The sequence below is a fragment of the Vibrio vulnificus CMCP6 genome (assembly GCF_000039765.1).
In the GTDB taxonomy this organism is placed as follows: domain Bacteria; phylum Pseudomonadota; class Gammaproteobacteria; order Enterobacterales; family Vibrionaceae; genus Vibrio; species Vibrio vulnificus_B.
Genome location: NC_004460.2, coordinates 667,030 through 690,028 on the forward strand (window position 1 = coordinate 667,030; position 22,999 = coordinate 690,028).

22 protein-coding genes and 5 pseudogenes are annotated in these 22,999 nt (G+C 47.0%); 18 read left to right on the forward strand and 9 right to left on the reverse strand.

Translation table 11 applies throughout. The features are described from left to right. The first annotated feature begins 56 nt into the window (after positions 1-56). The 3 genes from VV1_RS18010 to VV1_RS18020 all read left to right on the forward strand — a co-directional run bounded on the left by VV1_RS18010 (position 57) and on the right by VV1_RS18020 (position 3,100). Positions 57-563 carry a GNAT family N-acetyltransferase gene (locus VV1_RS18010; protein ID WP_011081555.1) on the forward strand — a complete coding sequence of 169 codons (507 nt, stop codon included), beginning with the start codon at positions 57-59 and terminating at the stop codon, positions 561-563. 228 nt (positions 564-791) lie between these two features. Next, a complete protein-coding gene (locus tag VV1_RS18015; RefSeq protein WP_011081556.1) occupies positions 792-2,120 on the forward strand; it encodes a sphingomyelin phosphodiesterase in 1,329 nt (442 codons plus the stop codon). Beyond that, on the forward strand, positions 2,117-3,100 hold the full coding sequence (locus VV1_RS18020) for a hypothetical protein (RefSeq protein WP_011081557.1): 984 nt from the start codon (positions 2,117-2,119) through the stop codon (positions 3,098-3,100). Before VV1_RS18015 ends, VV1_RS18020 begins: the two co-directional genes overlap by 4 nt. A 61-nt stretch (positions 3,101-3,161) precedes the next feature. Here VV1_RS18020 and VV1_RS18025 read toward each other — a convergent pair whose 3' ends face one another. Then, positions 3,162-3,593, reverse strand: coding sequence for a GNAT family N-acetyltransferase (locus tag VV1_RS18025; protein ID WP_011081558.1), 432 nt, complete (start codon positions 3,591-3,593; stop codon positions 3,162-3,164). Between the two features lie 404 nt (positions 3,594-3,997). On the opposite strand from VV1_RS18025, the gene rnk reads away from it, so the two are divergent. After that, positions 3,998-4,405 carry a nucleoside diphosphate kinase regulator gene (gene rnk / locus VV1_RS18030; protein ID WP_011081559.1) on the forward strand — a complete coding sequence of 136 codons (408 nt, stop codon included), beginning with the start codon at positions 3,998-4,000 and terminating at the stop codon, positions 4,403-4,405. A gap of 263 nt (positions 4,406-4,668) precedes the next feature. Next, on the forward strand, positions 4,669-5,190 hold the full coding sequence (locus tag VV1_RS18035) for an RNA methyltransferase (RefSeq protein WP_011081560.1): 522 nt from the start codon (positions 4,669-4,671) through the stop codon (positions 5,188-5,190). Between the two features lie 141 nt (positions 5,191-5,331). Here VV1_RS18035 and VV1_RS25300 read toward each other — a convergent pair. Further along, positions 5,332-5,724 (reverse strand): annotated as a pseudogene (locus VV1_RS25300) (hypothetical protein); the annotation flags it as partial. An 80-nt stretch (positions 5,725-5,804) separates the two neighbouring features. Between VV1_RS25300 and VV1_RS18045 the strand changes: the two are divergent. Next, a pseudogene (locus VV1_RS18045) lies at positions 5,805-6,769 on the forward strand (IS30 family transposase). 18 nt (positions 6,770-6,787) lie between these two features. Here VV1_RS18045 and VV1_RS25305 read toward each other — a convergent pair. Further along, a pseudogene (locus VV1_RS25305) lies at positions 6,788-7,194 on the reverse strand (IS3 family transposase); the annotation flags it as partial. A 213-nt stretch (positions 7,195-7,407) separates the two neighbouring features. Between VV1_RS25305 and VV1_RS18050 the strand changes: the two are divergent. After that, positions 7,408-8,187, forward strand: coding sequence for an ion transporter (locus VV1_RS18050; protein WP_011081564.1), 780 nt, complete (start codon positions 7,408-7,410; stop codon positions 8,185-8,187). Between the two features lie 29 nt (positions 8,188-8,216). Here VV1_RS18050 and VV1_RS18055 read toward each other — a convergent pair whose 3' ends face one another. From VV1_RS18055 to VV1_RS18080, 6 genes and pseudogenes are all read right to left on the reverse strand, one after another. Then, positions 8,217-10,076 (reverse strand): DNA repair ATPase, encoded by a 1,860-nt coding sequence (locus VV1_RS18055; RefSeq protein WP_011081565.1) that lies wholly within the window; start codon positions 10,074-10,076, stop codon positions 8,217-8,219. A gap of 10 nt (positions 10,077-10,086) precedes the next feature. Beyond that, positions 10,087-11,010: a hypothetical protein gene (locus VV1_RS18060; RefSeq protein WP_015728135.1), complete on the reverse strand. Its 924-nt coding sequence runs from the start codon at positions 11,008-11,010 to the stop codon at positions 10,087-10,089. 3 nt (positions 11,011-11,013) lie between these two features. Next, entirely contained in the window at positions 11,014-11,418 is a 405-nt protein-coding gene (locus VV1_RS18065; protein ID WP_011081567.1) for a TerB family tellurite resistance protein, read from the reverse strand. A gap of 16 nt (positions 11,419-11,434) precedes the next feature. Next, the gene (locus VV1_RS18070; RefSeq protein WP_011081568.1) at positions 11,435-12,595 is read right to left on the reverse strand and encodes a coiled-coil domain-containing protein; all 1,161 of its coding nucleotides are present in this window, start codon (positions 12,593-12,595) and stop codon (positions 11,435-11,437) included. A gap of 40 nt (positions 12,596-12,635) precedes the next feature. Then, positions 12,636-13,604 (reverse strand): helix-turn-helix transcriptional regulator, encoded by a 969-nt coding sequence (locus tag VV1_RS18075; RefSeq protein WP_015728136.1) that lies wholly within the window; start codon positions 13,602-13,604, stop codon positions 12,636-12,638. A gap of 497 nt (positions 13,605-14,101) precedes the next feature. Continuing rightward, positions 14,102-14,359: pseudogene (locus VV1_RS18080) on the reverse strand (IMP dehydrogenase); the annotation flags it as partial. 374 nt (positions 14,360-14,733) lie between these two features. Here VV1_RS18080 and VV1_RS25555 point away from each other — a divergent pair. From VV1_RS25555 to traW, 11 genes and pseudogenes are all read left to right on the forward strand, one after another. Beyond that, complete coding sequence (locus tag VV1_RS25555; RefSeq protein ID WP_418391213.1) at positions 14,734-14,883, forward strand: DUF4760 domain-containing protein; 150 nt, start codon at positions 14,734-14,736, stop codon at positions 14,881-14,883. A 507-nt stretch (positions 14,884-15,390) separates the two neighbouring features. Then, the gene (locus VV1_RS18085) at positions 15,391-15,768 is read left to right on the forward strand and encodes a hypothetical protein (protein WP_011081571.1); all 378 of its coding nucleotides are present in this window, start codon (positions 15,391-15,393) and stop codon (positions 15,766-15,768) included. Positions 15,769-15,852: 84 nt separating this feature from the next. Beyond that, positions 15,853-16,149, forward strand: a complete 297-nt coding sequence (gene traA, locus VV1_RS18090) for a type IV conjugative transfer system pilin TraA (RefSeq protein ID WP_011081572.1) — start codon at positions 15,853-15,855, stop codon at positions 16,147-16,149. Between the two features lie 17 nt (positions 16,150-16,166). Next, positions 16,167-16,469: a type IV conjugative transfer system protein TraL gene (gene traL, locus VV1_RS18095; RefSeq protein ID WP_011081573.1), complete on the forward strand. Its 303-nt coding sequence runs from the start codon at positions 16,167-16,169 to the stop codon at positions 16,467-16,469. 13 nt (positions 16,470-16,482) lie between these two features. Next, complete coding sequence (gene traE, locus VV1_RS18100) at positions 16,483-17,052, forward strand: type IV conjugative transfer system protein TraE (RefSeq protein ID WP_011081574.1); 570 nt, start codon at positions 16,483-16,485, stop codon at positions 17,050-17,052. Continuing rightward, a complete protein-coding gene (traK, locus tag VV1_RS18105) occupies positions 17,049-17,792 on the forward strand; it encodes a type-F conjugative transfer system secretin TraK (RefSeq protein ID WP_011081575.1) in 744 nt (247 codons plus the stop codon). The genes traE and traK overlap by 4 nt, the downstream gene beginning before the upstream one ends. Further along, a complete protein-coding gene (locus tag VV1_RS18110) occupies positions 17,782-19,263 on the forward strand; it encodes a TraB/TrbI/VirB10 family type IV secretion system protein (protein WP_011081576.1) in 1,482 nt (493 codons plus the stop codon). The genes traK and VV1_RS18110 overlap by 11 nt, the downstream gene beginning before the upstream one ends. A 12-nt stretch (positions 19,264-19,275) precedes the next feature. Further along, complete coding sequence (gene traV / locus VV1_RS18115) at positions 19,276-19,662, forward strand: type IV conjugative transfer system lipoprotein TraV (RefSeq protein ID WP_043921145.1); 387 nt, start codon at positions 19,276-19,278, stop codon at positions 19,660-19,662. Positions 19,663-19,664: 2 nt separating this feature from the next. After that, positions 19,665-21,964: pseudogene (locus tag VV1_RS18120) on the forward strand (TraC family protein). Then, the gene (gene trbI / locus VV1_RS18125; protein ID WP_011081580.1) at positions 21,961-22,305 is read left to right on the forward strand and encodes a type-F conjugative transfer system protein TrbI; all 345 of its coding nucleotides are present in this window, start codon (positions 21,961-21,963) and stop codon (positions 22,303-22,305) included. The pseudogene VV1_RS18120 and the gene trbI overlap by 4 nt, the downstream one beginning before the upstream one ends. Then, a complete protein-coding gene (gene traW / locus VV1_RS18130) occupies positions 22,302-22,982 on the forward strand; it encodes a type-F conjugative transfer system protein TraW (RefSeq protein ID WP_011081581.1) in 681 nt (226 codons plus the stop codon). Before trbI ends, traW begins: the two co-directional genes overlap by 4 nt. Positions 22,983-22,999: the final 17 nt, after the last annotated feature.

Genomic DNA, 22,999 nt, shown 5'->3' on the forward strand with positions numbered 1-22,999 from the left:
TATTGGTAATAAGGCGTACAGTGCCAACGCGTTTAAAAACAATGAGGAAGATTAGCATGGCACTATTGTGTGAAACCGAGCGTTTGATTATTCGCCATTTTGAGCTTAGTGACAGCGATTTCATCATCCAACTGCTCAACCAAGCGTCGTTTATTCGCTACATTGCTGATAAAAACGTGCGCACCACCGAAGATGCGATTCAATACCTCACCAACGGCCCCATCGCCAGCTACCAACACTACGGCTTTGGTTTAAGCATGGTGGTGCTCAAAGCGTGTGGCACGCCCGTTGGCATGTGTGGCGTGCTAAAACGACCAGAGTTGGAACACCCAGATCTCGGCTACGCGTTTTTAGAAAAACATTGGCGCCAAGGCTATGCAGAAGAAGCCGCCAAAGCAGTATTGGCAGACGCTTTTGAACGGTATCAGTTGGAGCAGATTTTGGCCGTCACGCTACCAGACAACCAAGCCTCCAATGGATTATTGCAAAAACTCGGCTTTAGCCAACTTGGCACTAAAGAACTCTATGGCATGGAGAATAATTTATACGGCATTGTGGGTTAGAGCCTGCGTTGAGCCATGCCATCATAACCGTTTCAACTTATCCCCTTGAGAAAAGTAGAAGGCTTAACTACATGCTTAAGGCCTTCTGATTTGCTTGTCTTGCCAAGGAACAAAGATCACAATTATTTAACATTTATCCGCAAACACACTTCTGTCATCCATATTTAACGTGTGAGTAATATTTATAAATAAGAATAATCGCTCTAACCTAACTTATGGATAAGAAAGATGAAAATAACGCAGTGGAGTCTGATCCTTACAGGCTTAATCGCAATGCCTGCTCTGGCAGATACCGACGTTTACCTAACGAACAACTCTGATCAACCGTTAACCATCCAAGTCAAACACGATGGCAGCGACTTACTCAAATATGGTGATGAATGGCAACAGCATGTGCAAACTCTTGGCCCTTGGGAGACCAAATCGGTTCTTAGTTTTAACCGCTGGGAAGGAGTGAAAACCAATCATACCTACCGCTTTGAAACCGTGGTCTCTAACCCGAAAGGCGAAAGTATTTCCCTCAATCAGGTAATGAGGGGGCACTGGTACAACTCTTCGATTCAATATGGGGTTAGCGCAGCCGACGTTAATTTGTCTCTTAAAGATGACCGCAATGTCCATCGCTCACCAACTTGGGCGTTTGGGGAACGTGAAGTGGAGTTGGCGTTTAAATCCTCCGCCACCGCTCGTTATGACGATCTTCACTACACCATCACACCAAGCAAGGTCTACGAGGTGGCCGATGACAACGATCAGCATCTTAAGATCATGACATACAACATCTGGGCTCTGCCTGCGATTGCATCCCATATTGGTGAGCGTTTTGAGCTCATCCCAGACTATGTTAAAGGCTATGATGTGCTCGCATTACAAGAGGTTTTTGCCAATGGCCGCGATGCTTTTTTGCGTGAACTGGCCAAAGAGTACCCTTATCAAACCAAAATGTTGGATAAGGATGGCTTTAACATTTATGACGGTGGCGTGATCATTGTCAGCCGCTATCCGATTGTGAATCAGGCGCAGTTTGTTTTTCCTGATTGCACAGGTACCGATTGTTTTGCCGATAAAGGGGTAAATTACGCTGAAGTGATTAAAGGCGGTGAAGCCTATCATGTGTTTGCCACACATACCGCGTCATACGATACCGATACTGCGCGCGACTACCGCCAGCGTCAGTTCAAACAGATGCGCGCCCTCGCTCAGTCATTAAAGATTCCGGCCAATGAGACCGTGGTATACAGCGGCGACTTCAACGTCAATAAGCGTAAGTTCCCAAGTGACTATCAACAGATGATCGCCAACTTAAGCGCGATTGAACCGCACTACTCAGGCTACACCGAATCAACATTTGATCCTCGTATCAACAATTTTGCAGGCGAGCCTCTCTCTGGTGGCGAGAACGTGGAATATCTCGACTACGTGATGGTGAGTAACGAGTACGCAGTGAAAGGCGATAACAACAACCATGTAGACATCCCCCGCTCAACGGCAGAAAGCTTATGGAAACACTATAACCTTTCAGACCACTTCCCAGTTTCTACCGTGATCAAGCCATGATGCGTACCATCATCCTTGTTTTTGTCATCACCCTGTCCGCGCTTACCGCGGGCATGGGTTTTATCACGCTGTTCTCTGGTAACGAGAGTAATGCCGCCACTTCTGCTCAACGAGTGGAGGCCACATCATCTCAGAGTGTAGACACCATTCATCATCAACCAACAGACACGATGGTTGCCACTAATGTAAATAGCGTTTCAGCGCGAAAGCAAACCGACAAAACATCCTCAAGCGAGTTACTGGCGGAAATCCTCCAACAAGCTCAAGGCCAAGAATTGATTGCTGAACTGGACGCCTTTTGGCTCGAATGCCAACCAGAGAAAGGATGCGAAGAACAATTGATGGCGTTATCGCCTTATCTCTCAGCGGAACTGTTTGCGCTACTCTCTCAATACCCAGAATTGAACGCACAATGGCAACGCCATTTAGGCGATCTGCTATTTGACAAACAGCAAGCCTTAAGCGCTCGAATCGCGCAACTTAAAGCACAAGCGAGGGAGATTTGGGGCGAGTTGGCAGATATTCTGTTTGCCGATGAGTTCGCGCTTTACGATTTCAGTCTCGACACCGAATCCATTCGCCAAAGCGATCCCGAGGAATTTGTAGCCAATTTTCAGCGTTTGATGGAGCAGTGGCAAAACCGCGAACAATCATTAGGACTAGTGAACGATAGTGCCAAATATGAACGAGGTATTTCGCTCATCCCAAGTCATTTTAGCGATGCAGAGCAAGCCGCTATTCGTCAAACTCTGGAGCAAACTTATCTGTCCAAAGAAGAGCGTGCCAATCTTCAAGCTCGTGAACAAACGGTCGCTAAGCAACAGCAGCAAGTACAAGACTACCAAACCGCCCTTGCTGAGCTGCAATCGCACCTTAACAAACAAAGAGCCACCAGCCATGCAGAATGGCCTGAATCTGACTGGCAAAATTACTACCAACAGCAAGTCAGTGAATTTCGCCGTATGTTTTTCTCTTCCTAAGCCAAGCAAAAGGCACTTCACAGCTTAACGTCAGTGCCTTTTTACTCAACTGTAAGGGTTCTTATGAGCGCTTTGCCAAAGACTTCCTTAAACCAATTCGGCTATGCCCTGCTGGGAAATCATCAAAGCGCGTGAATTCTTCAAACCCCAAGCTTTGATAAAACTGTGGAGCCTGCCAACTTTGTGTCCAGAGCCACAAACCAGATAACGAATGTTGTTTCGCGTACTCCTCTGCTTGAGCCATCAGCTTTTTGCCCATTCCCGTACCTCGGCATGCCTCATCAACCCAAAGCTCATCAATGTAGAGCCAATCCCAGAGTAAGTCTGCCGTTAACACAGCGATGAGGTTGCCCTGCTCATCCTCCACAGTCCAATTAAAACGTTCTTTTTGGTAAGGCGGTGCCAATTGCGTTTCACTGTGAGATTCAAACCCAGCACTGAGTTGACGCTGCTTACCCTCACCTAAAGGACCTGCCGTAAAATCAATCTTCATCTTTTTCTCGTTTCTGTTTACCCGTTATGCTGAGCGCAGAGTATCGCACGGCAGCCGATGAAACCTTTAATTTTATTAATACCCAAACTGCTTGGAGTTGTAGGTAGGCGGCAAGTGAGTTCATCCCTATGAGCATAGACAGACTAAGTAATTGGGGAGAAGGAACGAAGCCAACAGCGCGACAGCTTCAAGTAGGAAGGGGGTATCACACTGTTAACTCAATTTGTTTGCCTCACCACCTCCCACTTTCATGTATGAAAACAACCGAAACATAGAAAACTTCATTCATATTGATTAGAATGGCACGACAAATTTGTGTTACTCCCATTGAGAAGCACAACAATCTGGATTTTTCTATGCCGCCCTGACTTTTGTTGGGGCGGTATTGCGTTTAGGAGGAATAAATGTCCAACACTGAATCGATCTGCGTATCAACGCTAGACATGGATCGTATTAGCGCACTTCTTGAAAAGATGGCGAACTTATCACCAGAATTGGAGAAGCTGGAAAATGAGTTAGATAGAGCCAACGTGCTCGCACCACAACAGATGCCCGACAACATCGTTACCATGAACTCAACGGTGCGTTTTACGTTTGTCGGCAGTGACAAAGTCATGGAGAAAACATTAGTCTACCCAGACCAAGTTCGTAACCCCGATGACGTTTCTATTTTTGCCCCAGTTGGCAGCGCGTTGCTTGGCCTTTCTGTCGGCCAGCAGCTCACATGGCCAATGCCCGGCGGCGCAGAAAAAACCATCGAAATTCTCGAAGTGACTTACCAACCAGAGCGCATGGGCGAATTTCATTTGTAATGCTTAAGACAAGAGCCGCAAAAGCGGCTCTTAATGGTAATGGTGTATGATTTTCGAGGTATCACAATACCTTTCTTGACCAAATGACTGTTGTATCGCTTTCAGTTGAAAGAAGGCAAATTCGCATTGACGCTTTCATTGCTCCATCTTGAATCTCCCCTGAAGTGCATTCATCACTAGCGCTCCTGCCCCGTTAGAGCGATAATCCCGCCCTTTGTGAGCACCCAGCTCAACAACAGCAATACAGAAGTAGAAAGACAGCGATGACAACTGAGCCAACAGTCATAATTGGACTACACAATCCCAAAAGCCCCACCAATGTCGGCGCAGTGATGCGCGCGGCAGGTTGCTATAACGCCGCTCAGGTGCGCTACAACGGCACCCGTTATAGCCGAGCAGCTAGGTTTCAGACCGATACACAAAATAGTCATGAGCGGATTGATTTACTGGAGATGGAAGACCTCACCGCCAGCCTTGACGGCGATGTCGAGATCGTTTGTGTCGAGTTGGTGGTCGGCGCCACTGCACTGCCGCATTTCGCCCATCCTGAAAAAGCCATTTATCTGTTTGGCCCGGAAGATGGTTCACTGCCGCAAGAGGTGGTCGACAAAGCACATCATGTTGTTTATATCCCCACTCACGGCTGCATGAATCTCGCCGCAACAGTCAATGTGGTGATGTACGATCGCTTAGCAAAAACACTCGACTCGATAGACGACCACGCACAAGTCATCGCTAATCGCGATAACAAAAACCGTTTGCGAGTTAAAGAGAGCTGCGATTAGGGCAAGTGCTCAATATCAATGGTTAGACATACCGTAATCAACAAGCTTGTCTAGCGCTCTAATCATGGCGTAAATCTCGCGAGCCTGAGTGTTGCTGCTTCGAAAACTTAGTGATCTGCTCCAGAAAGACTGAGCACTTCATTAAGCTACATTTTGTTGTTCAAAGTTAACTAGACATAGATACTTAAGAGCACTGTGCCTTCTCCTCCGATTATAATCAACCTCTATATATTCGAAGATTTCTTGACGCACATCACCTTGCGCAATGTTCAGGTCATATTTGATTGCTCCTACTCTCATTGAATGGAAAAAGTACTCAACACAAGTGTGCCCCAGCAGATTCGTAGCAACAGGCATTTTATGCTTGCTGTACGCTATTCCCTTAAACTTGCATGCGGCTTTCGAAGTCAAATCTTGACGCTTCATACTGGTTGCAATGCTTTTAATATTATAGCTATCACCGTTCTCAGTTAGTTCTTTTTAAATGCGCCTCACATCACATAGGCCTTCGATGTTATCAAACTTGGATTCAAGTACGAAGTACGACACCTCTGAACATAAAAACAGTGAGATGCGATAATCATGAAGTTTGCTCCCGCCAAGAAGTAAAAAACATGAAATACACGCACCTCACTGAGAACGAAAGATATATCTGCACTCAGAAAGCAAGGAATTAGTACCGCTAAAATAGCTAAACAACTGGGTCGTCACAAAGCTACTATCTATCGAGAAATTGAACGCAATTCCCGATACAACAGACACTTTAAAAGGTATTCCTATCAGGCGTGGAGAGCCCAACAAATGGCTCGCAACCGGCTGAGTCGCTCGCGCAGAAATAAGCGCTATACCGAACTTGACTTCAGGTTACCTGAAGCCTTGCTACGACTGGATTGGAGTCCTGACCAAATCGTCGGATACCTGAGGGGAAGAGGCTATCCAACAATGAGCCACGAGCTCATTTATCAGTACGTTTGGAACGACAAAACTTTCGGTGGAACATTATGGAAGCACCTACGCCAATCCACTAAGAAAAGGCGTAAAAGGCATAACTCAAAAGACAGCCGTGGACGGCTAGCTGCAAAACGTCATATTACCGAAAGACCAGCAAATGCTGAGCATCGAAAAGAGCCTGGTCATTGGGAAATTGATACCGTCGTTGGCCGAGGAACCAAGCACTGTATCGTGACTTTAGTCGACAGAATGACTGGCTATACTTTTATTGGGCAAATGGGCGACAGAACAAGCGAGTCGCTCAACGTAAGAATGAGCAAAATCATGACCCGCTCTGACTTGCCTTTTAAGACGATAACTGCGGATAACGGCACTGAATTTCATGGTTATGCGCAACTAGAAAAAAAATCATAACTGTCTGTTTTACTTTGTAAATCCATATCACTCATGGGAGCTAGGCACTAATGAAAACACCAATGGCTTGATACGACAATACTTACCAAAACGAACTTCTATGTCACACGTGACACAGAAGTTCTGCAATGAAATTGCCCACAAATTAAATACGCGCCCACGCAAAAGACTTGGGTATAGGACACCAACGGAGTATATTCATGCGCATCTGTAGAAAGTGTCGCACTTCAAACTTGATACTAAGAAACACCTCCTTGACCGTGGTATCATGCTCTTGGCGATTAACCTCGCGCTGGAACCTTGTGACGGTGCTATATCCAGCAATAATACTCGATTCGAGATACCCCAAACACCTTAGCCATACGGACAACATTGAAGCAAAGTAGGTGTTCGAGCATAAATTCTTAGCAATCTAATCTAGACTTTTCGAGAAGTAGGTAGCGGCCTTTTTACTATATAACTCTTCAACTTGCTCAGCCAATTGCCTTTTTAGCTTGGCCACTTCAGATCCTAGATCTTTTTCTACTGACAGGTACTGGTGTCTTTCTTCAAGGCCCGACGCCAAGCCTAGATCTGGGATTAGTCTAACGAGAGGAGCCTCGCCGCCATAACTGCTACCACTTTTTCTGCTAGAGTCATATAAATTCAGGAAAATGAGTATACGTTTTTCTTGTTTATCATGGTTAACCTCGTTAGTGATTGTATTCAGTTAATTCGGAGTCCAAAACTGCTGGTTCGGCTCAATACCGAGTTCCCTTCTTTTCTACACACCAATGAACTACATTTAGGAACAGCTATTTAGCTGGGGCTAATTCATGATAAAATATCTGCCTTAAGTCAGGAATCAACTTTATGTTTGTATTATCAAAAGGATCGATATCTTTAAAAAGCTTAGATCGACTCTCATCGTATGTCGTGATCAGTTCACTGCTGGTGTTTTTTACGCAGCACCTGTACGAAAACCACATATTTCAGTACATCGACATTTGTGTTTTGATCTATTTTTCGCTGGAATTTTTCTTGAGAGTACACGTGCTGTCGTGGAAAAAATATTTTCAGTCTCCATCCTGTCAGTTTGACTTTTTTTTGCTGGTTGTCAGCCTAGTTGCCATACCCATATCCAATATCGATAGTGTGATATATTTACGAGTGTTCAGGTTAATCTCGGTTATCCGCGTATTCAAGATCGTTCCAAACGGTTCACAAGTTCTGAGTGGATTAGCTCGGGCGATCAAAAGCTCCAAAGCGGTGTTGATCCTGCTTTTCTGCCTGCTGTGCTTCTTTTCACTTATTGGATTTATCCTGTTTTCCTCCAGCGTTCCCGAATATTTCAGTACTCCATTAACATCACTCAACACGGTCTTTGAGATATTTACCATTGAAAACTGGGGCGCATTGCCGGACTCTATCGATAAAACTACCCATCCCCTGCTGCACGCAAGCGTCAATGCCTTTACCATCATCGTCCTGGTCAGCGGAGGCTTTATTGCGGTCTCTCTGGCGAATGCCGTGTTCGTTGATGAACTGGTCAGTGACAACAATGATGATATCAAGCGGGAGATTCTTGAACTAAGACGAGAAAATCGTGAGATTAAACAGCTACTTACGGAGATAAACAAAAAGATTGGATAAGAACGCCTCTGATTCAGAGGCGTTGTGGGTTATGCGATTTCCAGCGTATTATTGTTTTCTAGCAGGGCCATAAAATCATCGCTGGATCTGATTTTAAGATCGATTTTCATGAAATCGGCTATCACTTCAACGTCAGAGTTGACGTTACTGTCATCATCAATGGCTCTTGATAGATGTTCAGTCAGCGAACGAAACTGTAGTTTATCTTGGGCCAGCTTGGCTATCGACGCCTCTTCAAACGCATCCGTGTTGTCTTTGATTTGCTGAATTCTCATCTCAAAAACTTCTTTTACCCGCTTAGTGCGCAACTCGGCCTTGGTTGAAAAAATATCGGCCTGATCAAGCAGCCAAACCACCAAGGTTGAACCAATCCCTGACACCATGATGCTGGTCGCCTCTTTGAGATGCTCACCCACCACAGGGATCATGTCGACATACGGTGATATCACCTGCTCAAAGGTGAAACTCACATAGGTAACCACGGTCGTGGCAAGCAACTTGGTAATCGCATCGGCTTTTTGAGCTGGAGTGCTGTCACTGAACAAGATCTTGACCGCCTGAATCATGGCATTGAATCCTTCAGAAATGATCTTCAGCGCCCGTTTTAACATTCCAACAAACAGGTTAACAACCGCATTGATCAGGTACTTTACAAAGTTTTTCAGTGCGTCCTTGATAACATCAAACCCGATGTGTTTCAGGTTCGCCGTGATGTAACGATACGCTCTCTTAAACCGTAGACCTATCGCATCTAACTTGGAATCGGTCTCAAGCCCGGAAAGCACGCCATGTTGTAAAATGTCTCGCAGCTCAAAGAAAATGGGCTTAATGATGAGAATGATGAGCTCACCAATCCCCTTTTCTTCCAGCTCATCTTTCGCCTGACTGTAGGCTTCCTTCGCCAGCTTTTTTCCTATGCCATGATCTGTTTTTAACTTGTTGGCCACCACTTTGTTCAGATCACTTTCGATCGCCGCCTTGGCTGTTTTTTCCGCCTCCAGGGCATTATCCAGCGTTTTTTTCGTCGGCAGGTCATTTAACTCCTGCAGCTCCGACTTGGATAGGGTCCCCGCTCTTTGCTTATCCTCAAGCCGGCCTCGCTTGTTCTCGACCCATTGCTGGTATTCACTCCAGGATTTATCTCCTTTTGACGTGTTAAGCTTTCCGGAAATATTCTTAAAATTCGCGTCCTGGTTGAGCGCCATTTTTAGATCATCGAGCGAAATTGCTTTACTCTGACCATACTCCTCAAAAGCATGTTTCAGCGGAACTTGGTGATCAACATTAATCTCACTTTTGGAATAGTTGCTCCCCTGCTCTTTTTTCGCCTGGTTGAGCGCATCGCTTCGCCGGTATAAATAGCGTTTCTGCCCCTGTTCATTGACTTCAAGCTCACTTTCGATGCGCCGGTTATTTTTGATACGTCTGTCCAGGTAGTCATCGAGCTTATCGGTATCTTCGACTATCTTCCGCTTACCTTTGTATGGCCCCTTATCGTCTCGCTGCTTTCGCGTATGCTCGTCCAGACGTTGTTTATCGAGCCGATGATCGACCGCCATGCTCGCCGACGCATCATAACTGAAACTCTGTAACTCATTCACCAACCGGGAGGCTGTAAGCCCCTTTTTTGACAACTTGAGTTTCGGGTGGCTGACCAGGCCGTCACACACGTTCAGCAGGATCGGCTTAACCAGTGACTCGCCGATGCCCGCTTGACTGTCAGCTACTTGCTCCTCAATGCTCTGTAACACTTCTAGGCTGTCTCGCTGATCGTGCAATTCGACATCGAGCAACACTTTGCAGGCCTGCAGTGGCGAGCAGCCCTCAAGCCGCTCAACTAGCTCGCTACTGGAGAATGACTCGATCTCAAAATCGTGCTTGCTTGCCATAATTACCTCCTCATGCGCACAAAGAGTGTGACTGAGACATCTCGTACACCGCTTTAGCTTTCTCGCTGTCGGCGGCAATGAACTCACCCGATTCTGACAAGTAGCCTAGGCTTGCCATCTGTTTCAGGACGATCGACAAGTTAAACAAGGCACGAAACTCTTCTAAGTGAACAATCGGCAAACGCTTAAAATCGAGTTTGTGTGCAAACACATCACTGTTTTCGGCCATCTGATGCATGCGTTGGGTCTGGATTCCGTATTCGAACCGGTCCAGTAACTTGCTGTAGTTGACCACCAGTTCATCGAAATACACCACCACGTTATCAATTGACTCTTCGATCACCCTAAGTTGCTTCTGTTGTGCCTCCAGCTTGATGATCTCTTCACCTACTCGCGTACGCTCCTGCTTGGCACGCTCGAGCGACTCTTTGGCTTTCTTACGCGAAAAGAAGCCCAAAGTCAGCACCATGCCCAGTGTATCCAACAGGCCCATCTGATTAAAATCAATCAACATGATCTCGGATTTTGCCCTGACACCACGCTGCGGTTTAATCTCCAGAATGCGGTCATCGAATAGCTCTTCAAAAGGTTGCCCCTTAACCGTAACGTTGTGCATCCGCTTTGATACCTTGATAAAACGCTCGAAGTGAATCACGTAAATGTCCTGCTTCTGACGGTTGATCCGGCTGATCTTAGTCTCGATACTGGCAGATATCTGCCTGACTTCTTGCTCGTAAACCTGCTTGGCATCGGCAAACCGTTTTTCCGTTTCGGCAATGATTGATTCCGCTTCATCGGCATAGTGCTGACCCGTAAAGGCGTTCCACACCTTAGAGCACGCCTGCTTTACAGCACCAAAGGCTCTCGATACGCTACTTTTTGCCGCACTAATTTTGCTTGAACACCAACTTCCTAAGCCGCTAAATAAGCCCATACATTATTCCTTATCAATCATGGCGTAGCCTTCCGCCACCATATCGTTCATGGCACTCACCCAACGCTGCATCTTCTTCGCTTCATAGCCGTCGATCGCTAGTGCGTCGCTGAGCTTGCCCATAAACGCCTCTTCCTCGATGCACACTTCACCGTCGGCCAACAGGATCCCGAACAGTTCAACCAGTATGATGCGTTTGCTTTTCCCTTTTGATTTTGCCAGCACTTTGATCACGGACTCAATGTTGTCCTGCTTGGTAAGGGTATGCTCCGTCAGACCACATTCCTGCACGAACGACTGATAAATCATCTGCTCTTCGGCCTTCTGCTCACCGTCCAACCCCATGGCATATTTCGCCAGTTCCAGGAAATTCTTCTTCTCGCCAATATTCAGTTCGGATAAGTACATGTGTTGTCCCCAATAATTAGTACGCTGTTTCTAGTTTTTGTTTTTCGTTGCCTTTCGGGTCATAGACCGTCTCAATGCGCTTGCTTATTTCACCGGCATCGTCATACAGGTATTCGAACACCAGGTTTCCGGCCTGGTCGAATTCACAACCCCGCGCCGGTTTTCCGTCCTCATTAAACGTCATCTGGTATTTGAGCTGGGTACCGGCAAAGGTATCACTGCTGCGCTTTTTGCCGTTTTTATAGTAAATCTGCGTCACCTGACCGGAGTGCTTGTCCTCGATCTGGGTCACTTTGCAATCGCCTAGCCGCTTGACGAAATCGTCCGTGTCAATCGTCAGATCCTGATGCCTGGCCAGTTCATTGGTCAGGCTCACCAGGTTATCGACCCGTAACTGCTGGATCTGGGTGGTTAACTGTTCAAGCTGGGCAATACCGGCCTGCTTGGCAGTGAAATCACGCTTATCATCCAGTTGATGAAGCGTTTGCAACAAGGCTTTCAGGCTGCTGTGGGACTGGCCCACCAGCTTCTGCACGTGGATAAACTCTTCGCTCTGTTTTTTTGTCAGTGACTGGGCACATTCCGCTTGGGTGCGTGCCAACTCAGAGTGTAGATGACGGCTTTCCTGGTGCTGCTCCTGGCTCAATGCATGTAGAGCCGCGATCTGCCTTTGCTGCTCTGCTGCCTGCTGCGCGATCAGTCCATCGGTTCTCGCTTGTATCGCAGACAAGTTGGCCCCCGTGCTGGTGTGCTGCTCCTGTAACTTTTGATCCAGCGCCAGCGCTGCACCTTTTAGCTCAGCCTCAGTCTCGGCAAGCTGTGAAGAGAGCTGAGTCAGCCCGCTTACCACTTCCTTCTCCGCAGCGGACAGGCGCGCTATCACTTGTTCTCCCTGCTGGCTAACTTCAGCAGTAACGTGCTGGATTGTGTCACCAGCAGCGGTTTTCATCACACTGAGCAACTGGTCCGTTTTATCGCTGAGATGTTGGCTTAGCTCACCAGCTTGCCTGTCCATTTGCGCACAGTGCTGATCAAACCTGGCATTTACCCGCTCAGATTCATCGAGTGCCCATTGCTGCATCTGATGCTTTTTGTTGATCGAGATAGCTTGAAGTAGCACAACCAAGCCAGCACAGCCAACCAATGTCCAAAATAGTAGCTCTAACGTAATTTCCATTATTGTTCCCTTACACAGGTTTTTACTTTGTTGTTGAGTATCAGGAGACCGATGCCATCGGCTGGAGCTCGATATCCCAAATATTGTCGCCGAAGCTGTTTAGCCACTTTTTCAGGTAAAGCGAATCAATCACACTCGCGCTAATGTGCAGCGAATCATCACGCTCAACGACTTGCTGGTCCTTTGACAGCGGTGTTTCGCGCAGAAAGTAACCATCTGACTTGGTGATACAGAACTGCAGTCGACACTGCTGACCTTCGCCAAAGCCAAACCTTCCATCCGCATCGTATTTTGCCAGGTCAAAATCCACCGGGCGGTCAAAGATGAAGGTGGACAAGTGCGCGATGCTCACCCGATGGATGGCCAAAGTTCGCTCATTCGTGTAACCTTCGAAACGACAGACTAGGTAAAGTCTGTTACCCTGCTGCGCGATACCAAGTGGCATAACGGTCGCTTTTTTCGGTTCGTTTTTGCTGTTGGTGTATTCAAGGCTCAACCACCGGTCTTCGTACAGACCCTGGCTGATGATCCTGAGTACTTCTTCGTCCAGATGCGGGGCGAGCAGAGGCTGGTTTTCACTTACAACTCTAACCTTCTTCAGCCAGTTTCGCTCTTTTTTGTTAGGTGAGGCCGGATTAAGCTGGTAGTCCGCCTCATAAAAGAACCCGCTCATGGCAGCCAACACTTTGCTCGGCAAAAGGCCCGCCAGGTATTCCCGAGCCAAGTGAAACAGCAGGGACTCCTGGGCCGAGAGGGTCGGCAGACTGAGTACCGCGTTGGCTTGGGTCAGCTTATATCCATAAGGTTTGCTTTTGTCATTGCGGTCAAGGTTAAACTGCTCTGATAAGGTTTCCATGATCCTCTGTAAAGTTCGGATATCGCGTTCAATGCCTACCTCAGCCAACTGACTATGCAGCTCTTTAACCGTGATATACCTAGACTTGGGAATGCGTTTAAGGATCTCAAGGGCCAAGTTCAGAGATTCATTCAGAGATGACTTTTTTTTCATTTTAAGCTCATTTGTATACTGCATCTCGTGCGTCGAATAGCAAAAACTATCACAAAGACGCTATACATTGCGTGATTTACGCCAGATTTATATTAGAGTTTTTTGATAGAAATCATACTCATATCGTTTATGATAATTTTACCGCTAGCTGCGTCAGAATATGTCGGATGCAAAACACTGATTTCGGCAACAAAGTCCTTTTCATCTTACTCTCGGGAGGGTTCTGGAAGACTATCAAAGGTTCGGCTAACTAATGGCTGCTACGAAATACCCTGAAAGCTCTTTTACTAACGCATCAGTTTAACCCTTGGTATCGTGGGAACGACTTATGTGTTTCCTTTAGGAGCACATTTCCGGATAATCCGATATCCTAGGAAGACAAAACCATCACTTATAATACGCTCACAAATCCATATTTTGTCGCCACTTACCAAATTTTGGAAAAAAAAGAGCCGCAAAAGCGGCTCTAGATAGTTTGTGATTTTCGAAGTGTCGGCTTACTTCTCTTTACCAAACACGTTGTTCTCTTGCTCAAGAACGCGGATGAACGTGGTGCGTTTTGTTAGCTCGCGAAGCTCGGCTGCGCCTACATAAGTACAAGTTGAACGCACGCCGCCAAGGATGTCTTGAATGGTGCCGTGAACACTGCCACGGTAAGGCAATAGTACGGTTTTTCCTTCCGCTGCTCGGTAGCCTGCGACGCCGCCAGAGTGCTTGTCCATCGCGCTCTTTGAAGACATGCCGTATAACCTCAAGCGCAACCAAAACAACCTTTTAAAAACAAATACTTAATGGAATATACATGTATAAAACAAGGTAAAATATGGCGAATAAGCACTCTCTTTTACGTTGTTTTTCAATGGGCGCCGCCATTTTTGCCGCCACTAAATATCCATACGAGCACTAGACCAACTAATAAACAGTCCCAAAGTCATAATTCCAAAAAGACACATACTCATCACTATGCTTAAGTGAGCATAAAGAAGAGGCATGGTAAAATCTTATTACTTACCACTATACTGCACGCAACATACCTGTAGTGGCAATCAAATCCCACAAGAGGAGTGCCATTCAGCACTCCTTTTCCGTTTTTAGAGGCTCTCAATGGCAGGTGTAACCCAGTTTCTTTATGGCACATGGCAATACTGTGTTCTTCTTGTTCACTCACCTTCAGCCCTATATCGAAGTTAGGCAAAAGCATAACCCGCGCGTTTACACCAAGTTCTGTTGGTTAGCTCTAAACTGGCGAATCAAAAGGGACAACAAAGACCACAAATAGGTAAGCCAAGCACTATAAGAATCACGTGATGCTTTGGCCCGATATTTAAAATCCCAAACAAATACCATTGTGCGATTTCGGTATTTTCATACATTGCTTGCACTTTCATTTTTCACGCATAGTGATTGCATTGATATTGGAATGATTGAAAACAAAGCGTCATTCGCGTTTACTTTTGAATCCAATACATAACTAAAAGAGTCGGCTGCTCTTTCTGCTGAAAGCGCCACAGATGGGCGCAGGACAGCTTAAATAACCTAACCAAATTCAGGCGCCTGTTAGGTGAGGCGCAGACCAATGCCAGTATTCTGAGTATCAATGCAAGCATCATCACTCGGTCTGAGGGAGTTAATTGGGAATATCACCTAAGCCTTTAACTTAAACCTTAAAGGTTGAGTTTGACTACACAAACTCACAAGCCAGTTTGTAGCACGAGCTCTGTAAGGGGCTCCATTGTTGTGTGAATTTTACAGTCTACACAACAATGCCCTACTACAAGGAGTGCCTATGATCATCGTCTATGGATATTACAAGGACGAACCCATGGAACTGATTGGCAAAACGCTTGACCAACAAGGTACTTTCATTGCGGCCAAACCTATTGGACGCATTGATAATCGATTAACCTTTGCCGCACTTGTTGATAGCCCTGACCCCATTCATTTTCCAGTCGTTCTGCCCCACTGCGTTCTTGTTAAAGAACAAACATATACCCACAAGCCTTATAAACCCCATCTCGTCAATTCGGCGGTTATGGATGCCAAGCAGCGCAAAACCTATTGTAAAAAACTCAAAAAGAGACAGCCCTTGAGTACTTCGAATTGGAAACTGCACATCAGTCGCAACCGAGGCCTTAAGTGGGTACGCGATCATTTAGCCGCTTAATCTCATCACTTTTTAATCCCCAAATGGCTCCACGTCTTCCAGCGTTGAGTCTTTTTTATTTCAACTCAAATAAGGAAGCCATTTATGCCTCTTATTAATCAAAAACATACCTACCACCTTCTTTTTCTATTGCTCGCCACCTTATTAGTACTCTGCTTCGCTACCCCATCCTTTGCCACTGACTTGTTTGCAGGTGGTAAAGCCACCATCAAATCAACCGCAGGTGACGATTCAGCGGCAGAAATGGCCATGCTAACCGCAGGTGCTCTCGGCGCCGCGGTTCTCGGTTTCACGACACGTAACTGGTTCGCCGCCATTGGCGGTTTTGCTGGCGGTATGATTTTCTGGGAAGTCATTAAGCCACTGGTTGGCCTAGCTTAAAAGTCGGGCGGTGATGTATGGACAACCAACAGCTTTTTTTTGCTATCCCAAAACACCTCAGCAAAGGCAAGCGCATATCAGGTTTACCCCGAGACGAAGTCTTGCCCGGGTTTCTTCTCTTTGTGCTCTTCTTCTTAGCCGGTAAATACTTGATAGGCCTTATCTTTGCAGCCATTTGGTTTATAGGACTTCGGTATATCAAAGTTCAGTACGGTGAAAACATCATCGCCTTAACCCTCTACTGGTGGGGGAACACCTCACTCAATCACAGTGTCTTCAAACACACTCCCGCAGCGCAAAAGCGTTACTGGCTCTCTTAAGAGGGGCACATTTATGGATAACCAACACCAAGGTAACTTACTTGCACTGAGTAAGTTACTGAACTTTCTCCTCGTCTTTGGGTTTGCGGCATCAATGCTCGTGAACGTGGTCTTAGGTCTTAGCTTGGCGAAAACCTTATCGGAAAAGAGTCGAACTCTCGTTCCCCCTACGATTTCACAAGCATTTACGATTTCAGATACGGCCATTGATGCGCCTTACCTTCAGCTTATGGGCGAATACTTTTTAAAGCTCAAGCTCAACGTGACACCTGCGAATGTCTTTAGACAATACGGCCTCTTGCTCGACTATGTGCCTACAGAAAACTGGTCAACGATTCAACCGGTCCTAGTCAAAGATGCCGAGCATCTTAAAAAGTACAACACGACCAGTCGCTTTGACGCCCTGCCTGGGCGAACTGAAATTTCGATTGAAAATAGGCAGTTCAAACAGACGGGCCACCTTACTAAAACCGTTGGCGATCGCACACTGCCATCAGAGCTTGTAACCTACACCGTTCAAATGGATTACAGCAACGGCGTGATTGAACTCATTGGCATCAAGAAACAAGGAGCAAAAGAATGAAACCATTATCATGGCTAATGAGCGTGCTTATCGCCACTCTTAGCCCTTTCGCATTAGCAAGCAATGTACAAAAGGCCACGTTTCCCTTTGCGGACGGCGACACCATTCCCGTGAGTTTATCGTCTGTGAACATCAACCGCCTCGTGGTCGAAGACGATAAAATCCTTAACATCACCTGCCCTCACGGTTTTTGTACCACTAACGGTATCCAAAAAGATAAAACGGGCTCGGTGTCTCTAAAGCTGAATGTTGCGCTCCCTTTTACCGCCCACGTTCTCACTCAAAAAGGGCGTCTTTTCGCACTGTTCATTACCCCAAAAGCCACGCCAGGCATCGTCACTGCGTTTACACCAACCGACCGTCACCTATCTCAACCTTCCGTATTTGAGCGCGGCTTTGATTACCCAGCGGCCATCGCTAACTTCACCAAAGCCATGATGACATGGAAAGAAAAAGGCACACCGATTTCAGGATTTAGCCTTCATCCGGTAGACCCTAATACCCTGCCTAAGAAGGACTCCTTACTGCCCGTCACTCCGCAAACCGTGTTCGTGGGCCGGGATTATTCGGGCATCATTTACGAGGTGAAGAACAAATCCAGTGACACCGTCACACTCACAACCACACAGTTCTACAGTTACGCCGCTCGAAGCGCGGCGCTGGATACATTTGAACTCGGCCCAAATCAAACCACGCACTTGTATGTAGTGACAGGAGGAGGAGTGAATCATGCTCGATAACTGGAGAAAACGCCTTTTTAGTGACACAGATGGCGACTTTGAGCAAGGTGGCGAGATTAATCAGCGCACCGCATCAAGAAACAACACCGTCACCATTATCGCCGTCTCTGCCCTGCTCCTTGCCGCACTAGCATTGTATAAATACACTAGGCCGCCTCCCCCTACACAAAAAGAAAGCCATCAAGAACCTGTCGAATTTGGTGCCATCATTGAGCAAGATTTTGTCGAAACAGACAACCAATCGGCGCTCTCCCTACAGCAAAAAACGCTGTCTGCCCTAGAAAAGCAAATAGCGGATTTGACCAAATCTATGCGCACTCATAAAGAAGAGACCGAGCGTAAAATCGAGCAAGCAAAAGAGAAGACCGCTCGCTTAGTTGAGGAACAAGTACGTGAAGAGTTTCGAAATAAAGAAGCGCAGCTTCAATCCCGTATTGATGAACTCGAACATAACACTTCGGAGTTAGTCAATACCGAACCATACAGCACCATCCACACCCAAAGGCCGATGAATAGCTCAGAAACATTTGGACAGCACAAGCTTCCGCCTAGACCTATTGCCTCCTCTAACAACAACCCCGATATGGCGCAGATGCAATATCAGCCCTCAGAGCAAATCCCTTTCAATCGCAATGAGTTTGATAGCTTTAATTTCTTTTGGGAAAGCGATGAAACAACCTATCACCGCACCACTGAGAACTATGTGCCAACTGGAACCTTTGTCACCGCAGTGGTGACAGGAGGCGCTGACACCAATGCCGGAGTGCTTGGCCAAGGAGACACGACCCCCGTGGTCTTTCAAACCATTCATGAAGGTATCTTACCCAATGGGGAAAAATCCAAGCTCAGCAACTGCACCATTACAGGTTCATCCTACGGTGAGATATCGTCAAGCCGCGGCATTATCCGCACTAACCGCTTGAGCTGTATCCAAGACGAAGGGCATATCTTAGACGTCGCCATCAAAGGAACGGCGTTTAACTTTGGACGCAACGGCATACGTGGCACCACCATCTTAAAAAATGGTGAGATTGTTCAAATGGCGGGGATTGCCGGTATTTTGAATGGCATCGGCGAGACAGGTCAAGCGCTCTCACAAACCACCTCCACCTCAGCATTCGGTACAACCTCAAGCATCAACAGCCAAGATGCAGCGTTGAACTTACTCGGCAATGCTACCTCAAGTGTGGGAGAAAAACTCTCCGATTACTACATTGGTCTTGCAGAGCTCTATCACCCCATCGTGGAAATCAACCCAGGTGCCGTTGTCAATATTGTCTTCTTAGAAGGATTCCCGCTGGATCCTCTTATGGCCGAAGAGTACGAACGCCAGCAATTGGCAGAGCAAAGCATGTCGAGTCAATCGAATCAAATCCTCGATGTGATCACTAATGCCCCCCTTAATCCATTGGCGAAAGAGTTGTCTACACAAGGCATTGAGGTTCCCCCAACTCCATTTGGCCGCAAATAAAGGAATATGAGTATGTTTAAATTCTCATCAATGCTCTTTGCTGCACTGCTCTTAACAGGCTGCGCAGCAGGTCTCGGCGAAGATTATAGCTGCACGAAAGTTGGCGGCGTACCAGGCTGCACCACCATGGACGAAGCCCGTCGAAATATAGAACTCTACGCCAGCTCAGAAAACCAAACTTCCACTGAACAAACTCATCGTGTTCCAACAGATTTTATGACCTTACCGAGACGCACACGACAAGGTGAGCCAACACGAACGAATGATGTAGTGAAAAAAGTCACCGTTTTTCCTTTTATTGATAAAAACGGTCATTACATTGATACCACAGATATCTATGTCATCCTCGATGACAGCCGTTGGACAGGTAGCCCAGTGCGCGCCATTTGGAAGGACTGATTATGTTCAGAAACTTTTTTTCAAAGCCCAAAACGGGTACGTTGGGGGCATTTTATCAAGACGTCAAAAAGCATCAAAATCATTTCCATCATGAGCTCCCTTATCGCACCTTCGACAATAACACCAAGATTTTCCTAAATCGAGCGGCCCATGGCATTGGGTTTAAGCTCAACATCTTAGGCGGTGCTAACGATGAGCTCATTCATTCCCTCAATAAGTTAGTGTGCGAATTTCCTCAAGGGGATAAATGGGATTACCAACTGTCGCTTCTTGGCCACAACAAAGTGGCGCATTATATTGAGGCCAATCAAGCGCTCATGAGCAAGCGTGGAGGCATTTGCGAAACCCTCGCCGCCAAAGAGGCGCAATATTCGCAATTCGCAGCCACACAAGGATTTTTCCACAAACAGCGTCACCATTTTGATCTCCGTGATTACGAAGCGTATTTCTTTGTCTCCACCACGACAAAAGACGATGAATCGCTGTGCGACTTACGAGCAACCATTGAAACGGCCTTCACCCAGCTTGGCATTGATACTCAAAGGCTGACACCAGAGGGGCTTATTACCTTTACTGGCGACATCTTAAACTTTGATGCGATGCAAGCGCGCCCTATCAAGCGCCCCTACAACCGTTATGACCCCATCAATCAACAAGTGATGTCGAGTGATACTGAGCTGCTTATTCATCGCAACCATATCGCCACTCGTCACACTAACCATGAGGGTATAGAGACACGCACACGAACGGTCTGTATGGGACTCGCCCGAACCCCAAGCGACTTTCGGCTCTACGCGCTACCTGAGTGTTTTGCATCGATCCGCAATATCGCCAGGCATGTCACGTGTCCCCACGTCCTGACTTTAAACTTTCGTCAAGAAGTAACGGGAAACTTTGAGCATGACAATAACCGCAAGATTTCAGACCTCACCAAAACGGTCGGCTCGTCTCTGGCTATGATTATGCCAACGGCCAAAGATGAACTGGAAGAGCGTAAAGGGTTGCAAAAAGGACTCAGTGACAAAGAGTTTACCATCAGCTCAATGGTGCTCAATTTAACTCTGTTTACCAATCAAACTCATCAGCGTCGTGATGTTCAGGCGGCTCTGGCGCAGGAAAAAGCTTCTTCGTGCAAAGCATGGCCAAGTCGGTTTATGCGTATGGGGGTAAATGTTGGATTTTAGATAAAGGCGCCAGTTACAAAAAGCTCACGCTTATGCTCGGAGGCTCCTACCTCGATCACCGAAACATCTACCTCAATCCATTCACTCACCTTGGTAAAGTGATGGACAGCGCAAAACAAGCCAAAGAAACCCTGCAATTTGTCAACGACGATGGGCAACATGAAAACGTAGATCCCATCAAAGAAGCACTCAGTAACATTACCGCGCTGTTCGCCACTATCGCCTCGCCTTATCAAGAGCTAGAAAGCTACCAGATGGCGGTCCTTGGTGATGCCATCATTCGCGCTTGGGAGCGAAAACACACCAAAACCTTGGTGGACGATGTTCAAACGGCCTTGTTCGAGCTGTCAAAAGAGTATAACGATGATCGCCGTATCCATGATATCGCCGTGCAGTTGAACAAATATTGCAGCAACGGTATTTATGGCGACACCTTTAATAAACCGTCCATGCTCGACCCAACCATCGACATCACCACCTTAGAGCTCGATGGTTTCAACGAAGACGTTCTGCGTCCCGTCATTTTTGCACTGATTGTCTCTATCAACCAACAGATGTACCTGTCTGGCTCTCGCTCTACGCCTAAGATGTGCATCATTGAAGAAGCCTGGAGCTTGATGAGTGGCGCTAACGCTCAGACCCGAACCTTCATCAATACCGGTTATCGCACAGCGCGTAAGTTTGGTGGCTCATTTTGCACCGTTACTCAAGGCATTATCGACTTTTTTGCCAATGAAGAAGCCCGGGCCAGTTACGATAACAGCGATATCCATATGGTACTGAGACAAGGTGACGGCTTCGATAAGTTCTTAACCGACAACCCGAAAGCGTTCAGTGAGATGGAAGAGCGGATCATTAAAAGTTTTCCGCGAGCCAGTGACGCAGGTTACAGCTGTGTTCGCGTCAAAGCCGGTGGGCATACCTCGTATCACCGCATGTTTTCTGACCCTTTTTCACGCGCCTGTTTAAGCACCGAACCTCATGAGTTTGAGTTCTGCGAAAACCTGATGAATAAAGGCATGCCGCTCATGGAGGCCATTAACGCCACCGCGGAGCACTTTTACGGTAAGGAAATTGCCGAATTTGAACACGCGCTCAAAGCTAAGGAGGCCGCATGAAGCAGCCATTGTCAATGATTGCGATGATGGTGAGCATCAGCGCTCTTTCGACGCTGACGGCTCACACCTTTCTCAGTCAACCCTCGCCCACTTTCGTCAGTGTTGATGTCAAAAGCACCCTCAATGCCTACCACCAAGCGCTCATTAAAAAAGAGATGAGTCTTGAAGAGCAAACCAAGCGATTAACGCAGTTTGCCGGCATTATGCACGAAGAAATCGAGGCGTATAACGCGCAGCACAACACCATTGCGTTAGTCAGTGCGGCTGTCGTCGGCGGGGCAGTGGATGTGACCCCTCAGATACAAAGGGCCATCATCGAACACTACCAAGACAAGGAATGACCATGAAAAAAATGACGGCGCTCGCCCTCTGGGGCGTAGCGCTCTTATTTCAGCCCCATGTTGGAGCCAAAGATTTAGGTCGTATCGGGGCGACTTTCCCTATCGGTGAAATCGATATGCTGGTCTGGATAGAGCAGCGTTTAAAGGGGTTTGAACAATCGGGCAAACTGGCGGATATGCAGCAAGAGTTTGCTCAAAGAGTCGCTGAGAGTGTTGAGACCCCGCCACCGCTCTCACTCACCACTACCACCACCCCCGACACGTTTTTGGTTGACCCTAGTTTAACGCTGGCTAAGGACTTAACCGATGCCAAGGGCCAAGTCTTTGCGAAAGCAGGGACACGCATTAATCCCTTCGATACAACCACTTGGCCAGAGCACAGTCGTCCCCCAAACCAATTTGAGTACTCCCATGTTTTGATCTTCTTTGATGCACGCGATGAGCAGCAATTGGCCTTTGCTCAGACCTTTCAATCCAATAAACCCATCAAATGGATACTGACAGGAGGTAGCCCCAATCAAGCCTCAGAGCATCTCAACAGTCGCATTTACTTTGACCAACAAGGGGATTTATCCCAAAAGATGCACATTAAAGCAGTACCAAGCTTGGTTGAGCAATCGGGTATTCACTGGAAAGTGACGGAGTTTGACGTCAGCAACGAGGAGCCCAAACCATGATAAACCGTCTCGGCTTA

Coding starts and splice junctions, on each gene's coding strand:
- traL (WP_011081573.1), top strand. CDS start 16,167: ATGGACAACCAACAGCTTTTTTTTGCTATCCCAAAACACCTCAGCAAA.
- VV1_RS18085 (WP_011081571.1), top strand. CDS start 15,391: ATGATCATCGTCTATGGATATTACAAGGACGAACCCATGGAACTGATT.
- traV (WP_043921145.1), top strand. CDS start 19,276: ATGTTTAAATTCTCATCAATGCTCTTTGCTGCACTGCTCTTAACAGGC.
- VV1_RS18065 (WP_011081567.1), bottom strand. CDS start 11,418: ATGTACTTATCCGAACTGAATATTGGCGAGAAGAAGAATTTCCTGGAA.
- VV1_RS18015 (WP_011081556.1), top strand. CDS start 792: ATGAAAATAACGCAGTGGAGTCTGATCCTTACAGGCTTAATCGCAATG.
- VV1_RS25555 (WP_418391213.1), top strand. CDS start 14,734: ATGGCACATGGCAATACTGTGTTCTTCTTGTTCACTCACCTTCAGCCC.
- rnk (WP_011081559.1), top strand. CDS start 3,998: ATGTCCAACACTGAATCGATCTGCGTATCAACGCTAGACATGGATCGT.
- VV1_RS18020 (WP_011081557.1), top strand. CDS start 2,117: ATGATGCGTACCATCATCCTTGTTTTTGTCATCACCCTGTCCGCGCTT.
- VV1_RS18025 (WP_011081558.1), bottom strand. CDS start 3,593: ATGAAGATTGATTTTACGGCAGGTCCTTTAGGTGAGGGTAAGCAGCGT.
- VV1_RS18010 (WP_011081555.1), top strand. CDS start 57: ATGGCACTATTGTGTGAAACCGAGCGTTTGATTATTCGCCATTTTGAG.
- traE (WP_011081574.1), top strand. CDS start 16,483: ATGGATAACCAACACCAAGGTAACTTACTTGCACTGAGTAAGTTACTG.
- traW (WP_011081581.1), top strand. CDS start 22,302: ATGACCATGAAAAAAATGACGGCGCTCGCCCTCTGGGGCGTAGCGCTC.
- traA (WP_011081572.1), top strand. CDS start 15,853: ATGCCTCTTATTAATCAAAAACATACCTACCACCTTCTTTTTCTATTG.
- traK (WP_011081575.1), top strand. CDS start 17,049: ATGAAACCATTATCATGGCTAATGAGCGTGCTTATCGCCACTCTTAGC.
- VV1_RS18110 (WP_011081576.1), top strand. CDS start 17,782: ATGCTCGATAACTGGAGAAAACGCCTTTTTAGTGACACAGATGGCGAC.
- VV1_RS18050 (WP_011081564.1), top strand. CDS start 7,408: ATGTTTGTATTATCAAAAGGATCGATATCTTTAAAAAGCTTAGATCGA.
- VV1_RS18060 (WP_015728135.1), bottom strand. CDS start 11,010: ATGGGCTTATTTAGCGGCTTAGGAAGTTGGTGTTCAAGCAAAATTAGT.
- VV1_RS18055 (WP_011081565.1), bottom strand. CDS start 10,076: ATGGCAAGCAAGCACGATTTTGAGATCGAGTCATTCTCCAGTAGCGAG.
- VV1_RS18075 (WP_015728136.1), bottom strand. CDS start 13,604: ATGAAAAAAAAGTCATCTCTGAATGAATCTCTGAACTTGGCCCTTGAG.
- VV1_RS18070 (WP_011081568.1), bottom strand. CDS start 12,595: ATGGAAATTACGTTAGAGCTACTATTTTGGACATTGGTTGGCTGTGCT.
- trbI (WP_011081580.1), top strand. CDS start 21,961: ATGAAGCAGCCATTGTCAATGATTGCGATGATGGTGAGCATCAGCGCT.
- VV1_RS18035 (WP_011081560.1), top strand. CDS start 4,669: ATGACAACTGAGCCAACAGTCATAATTGGACTACACAATCCCAAAAGC.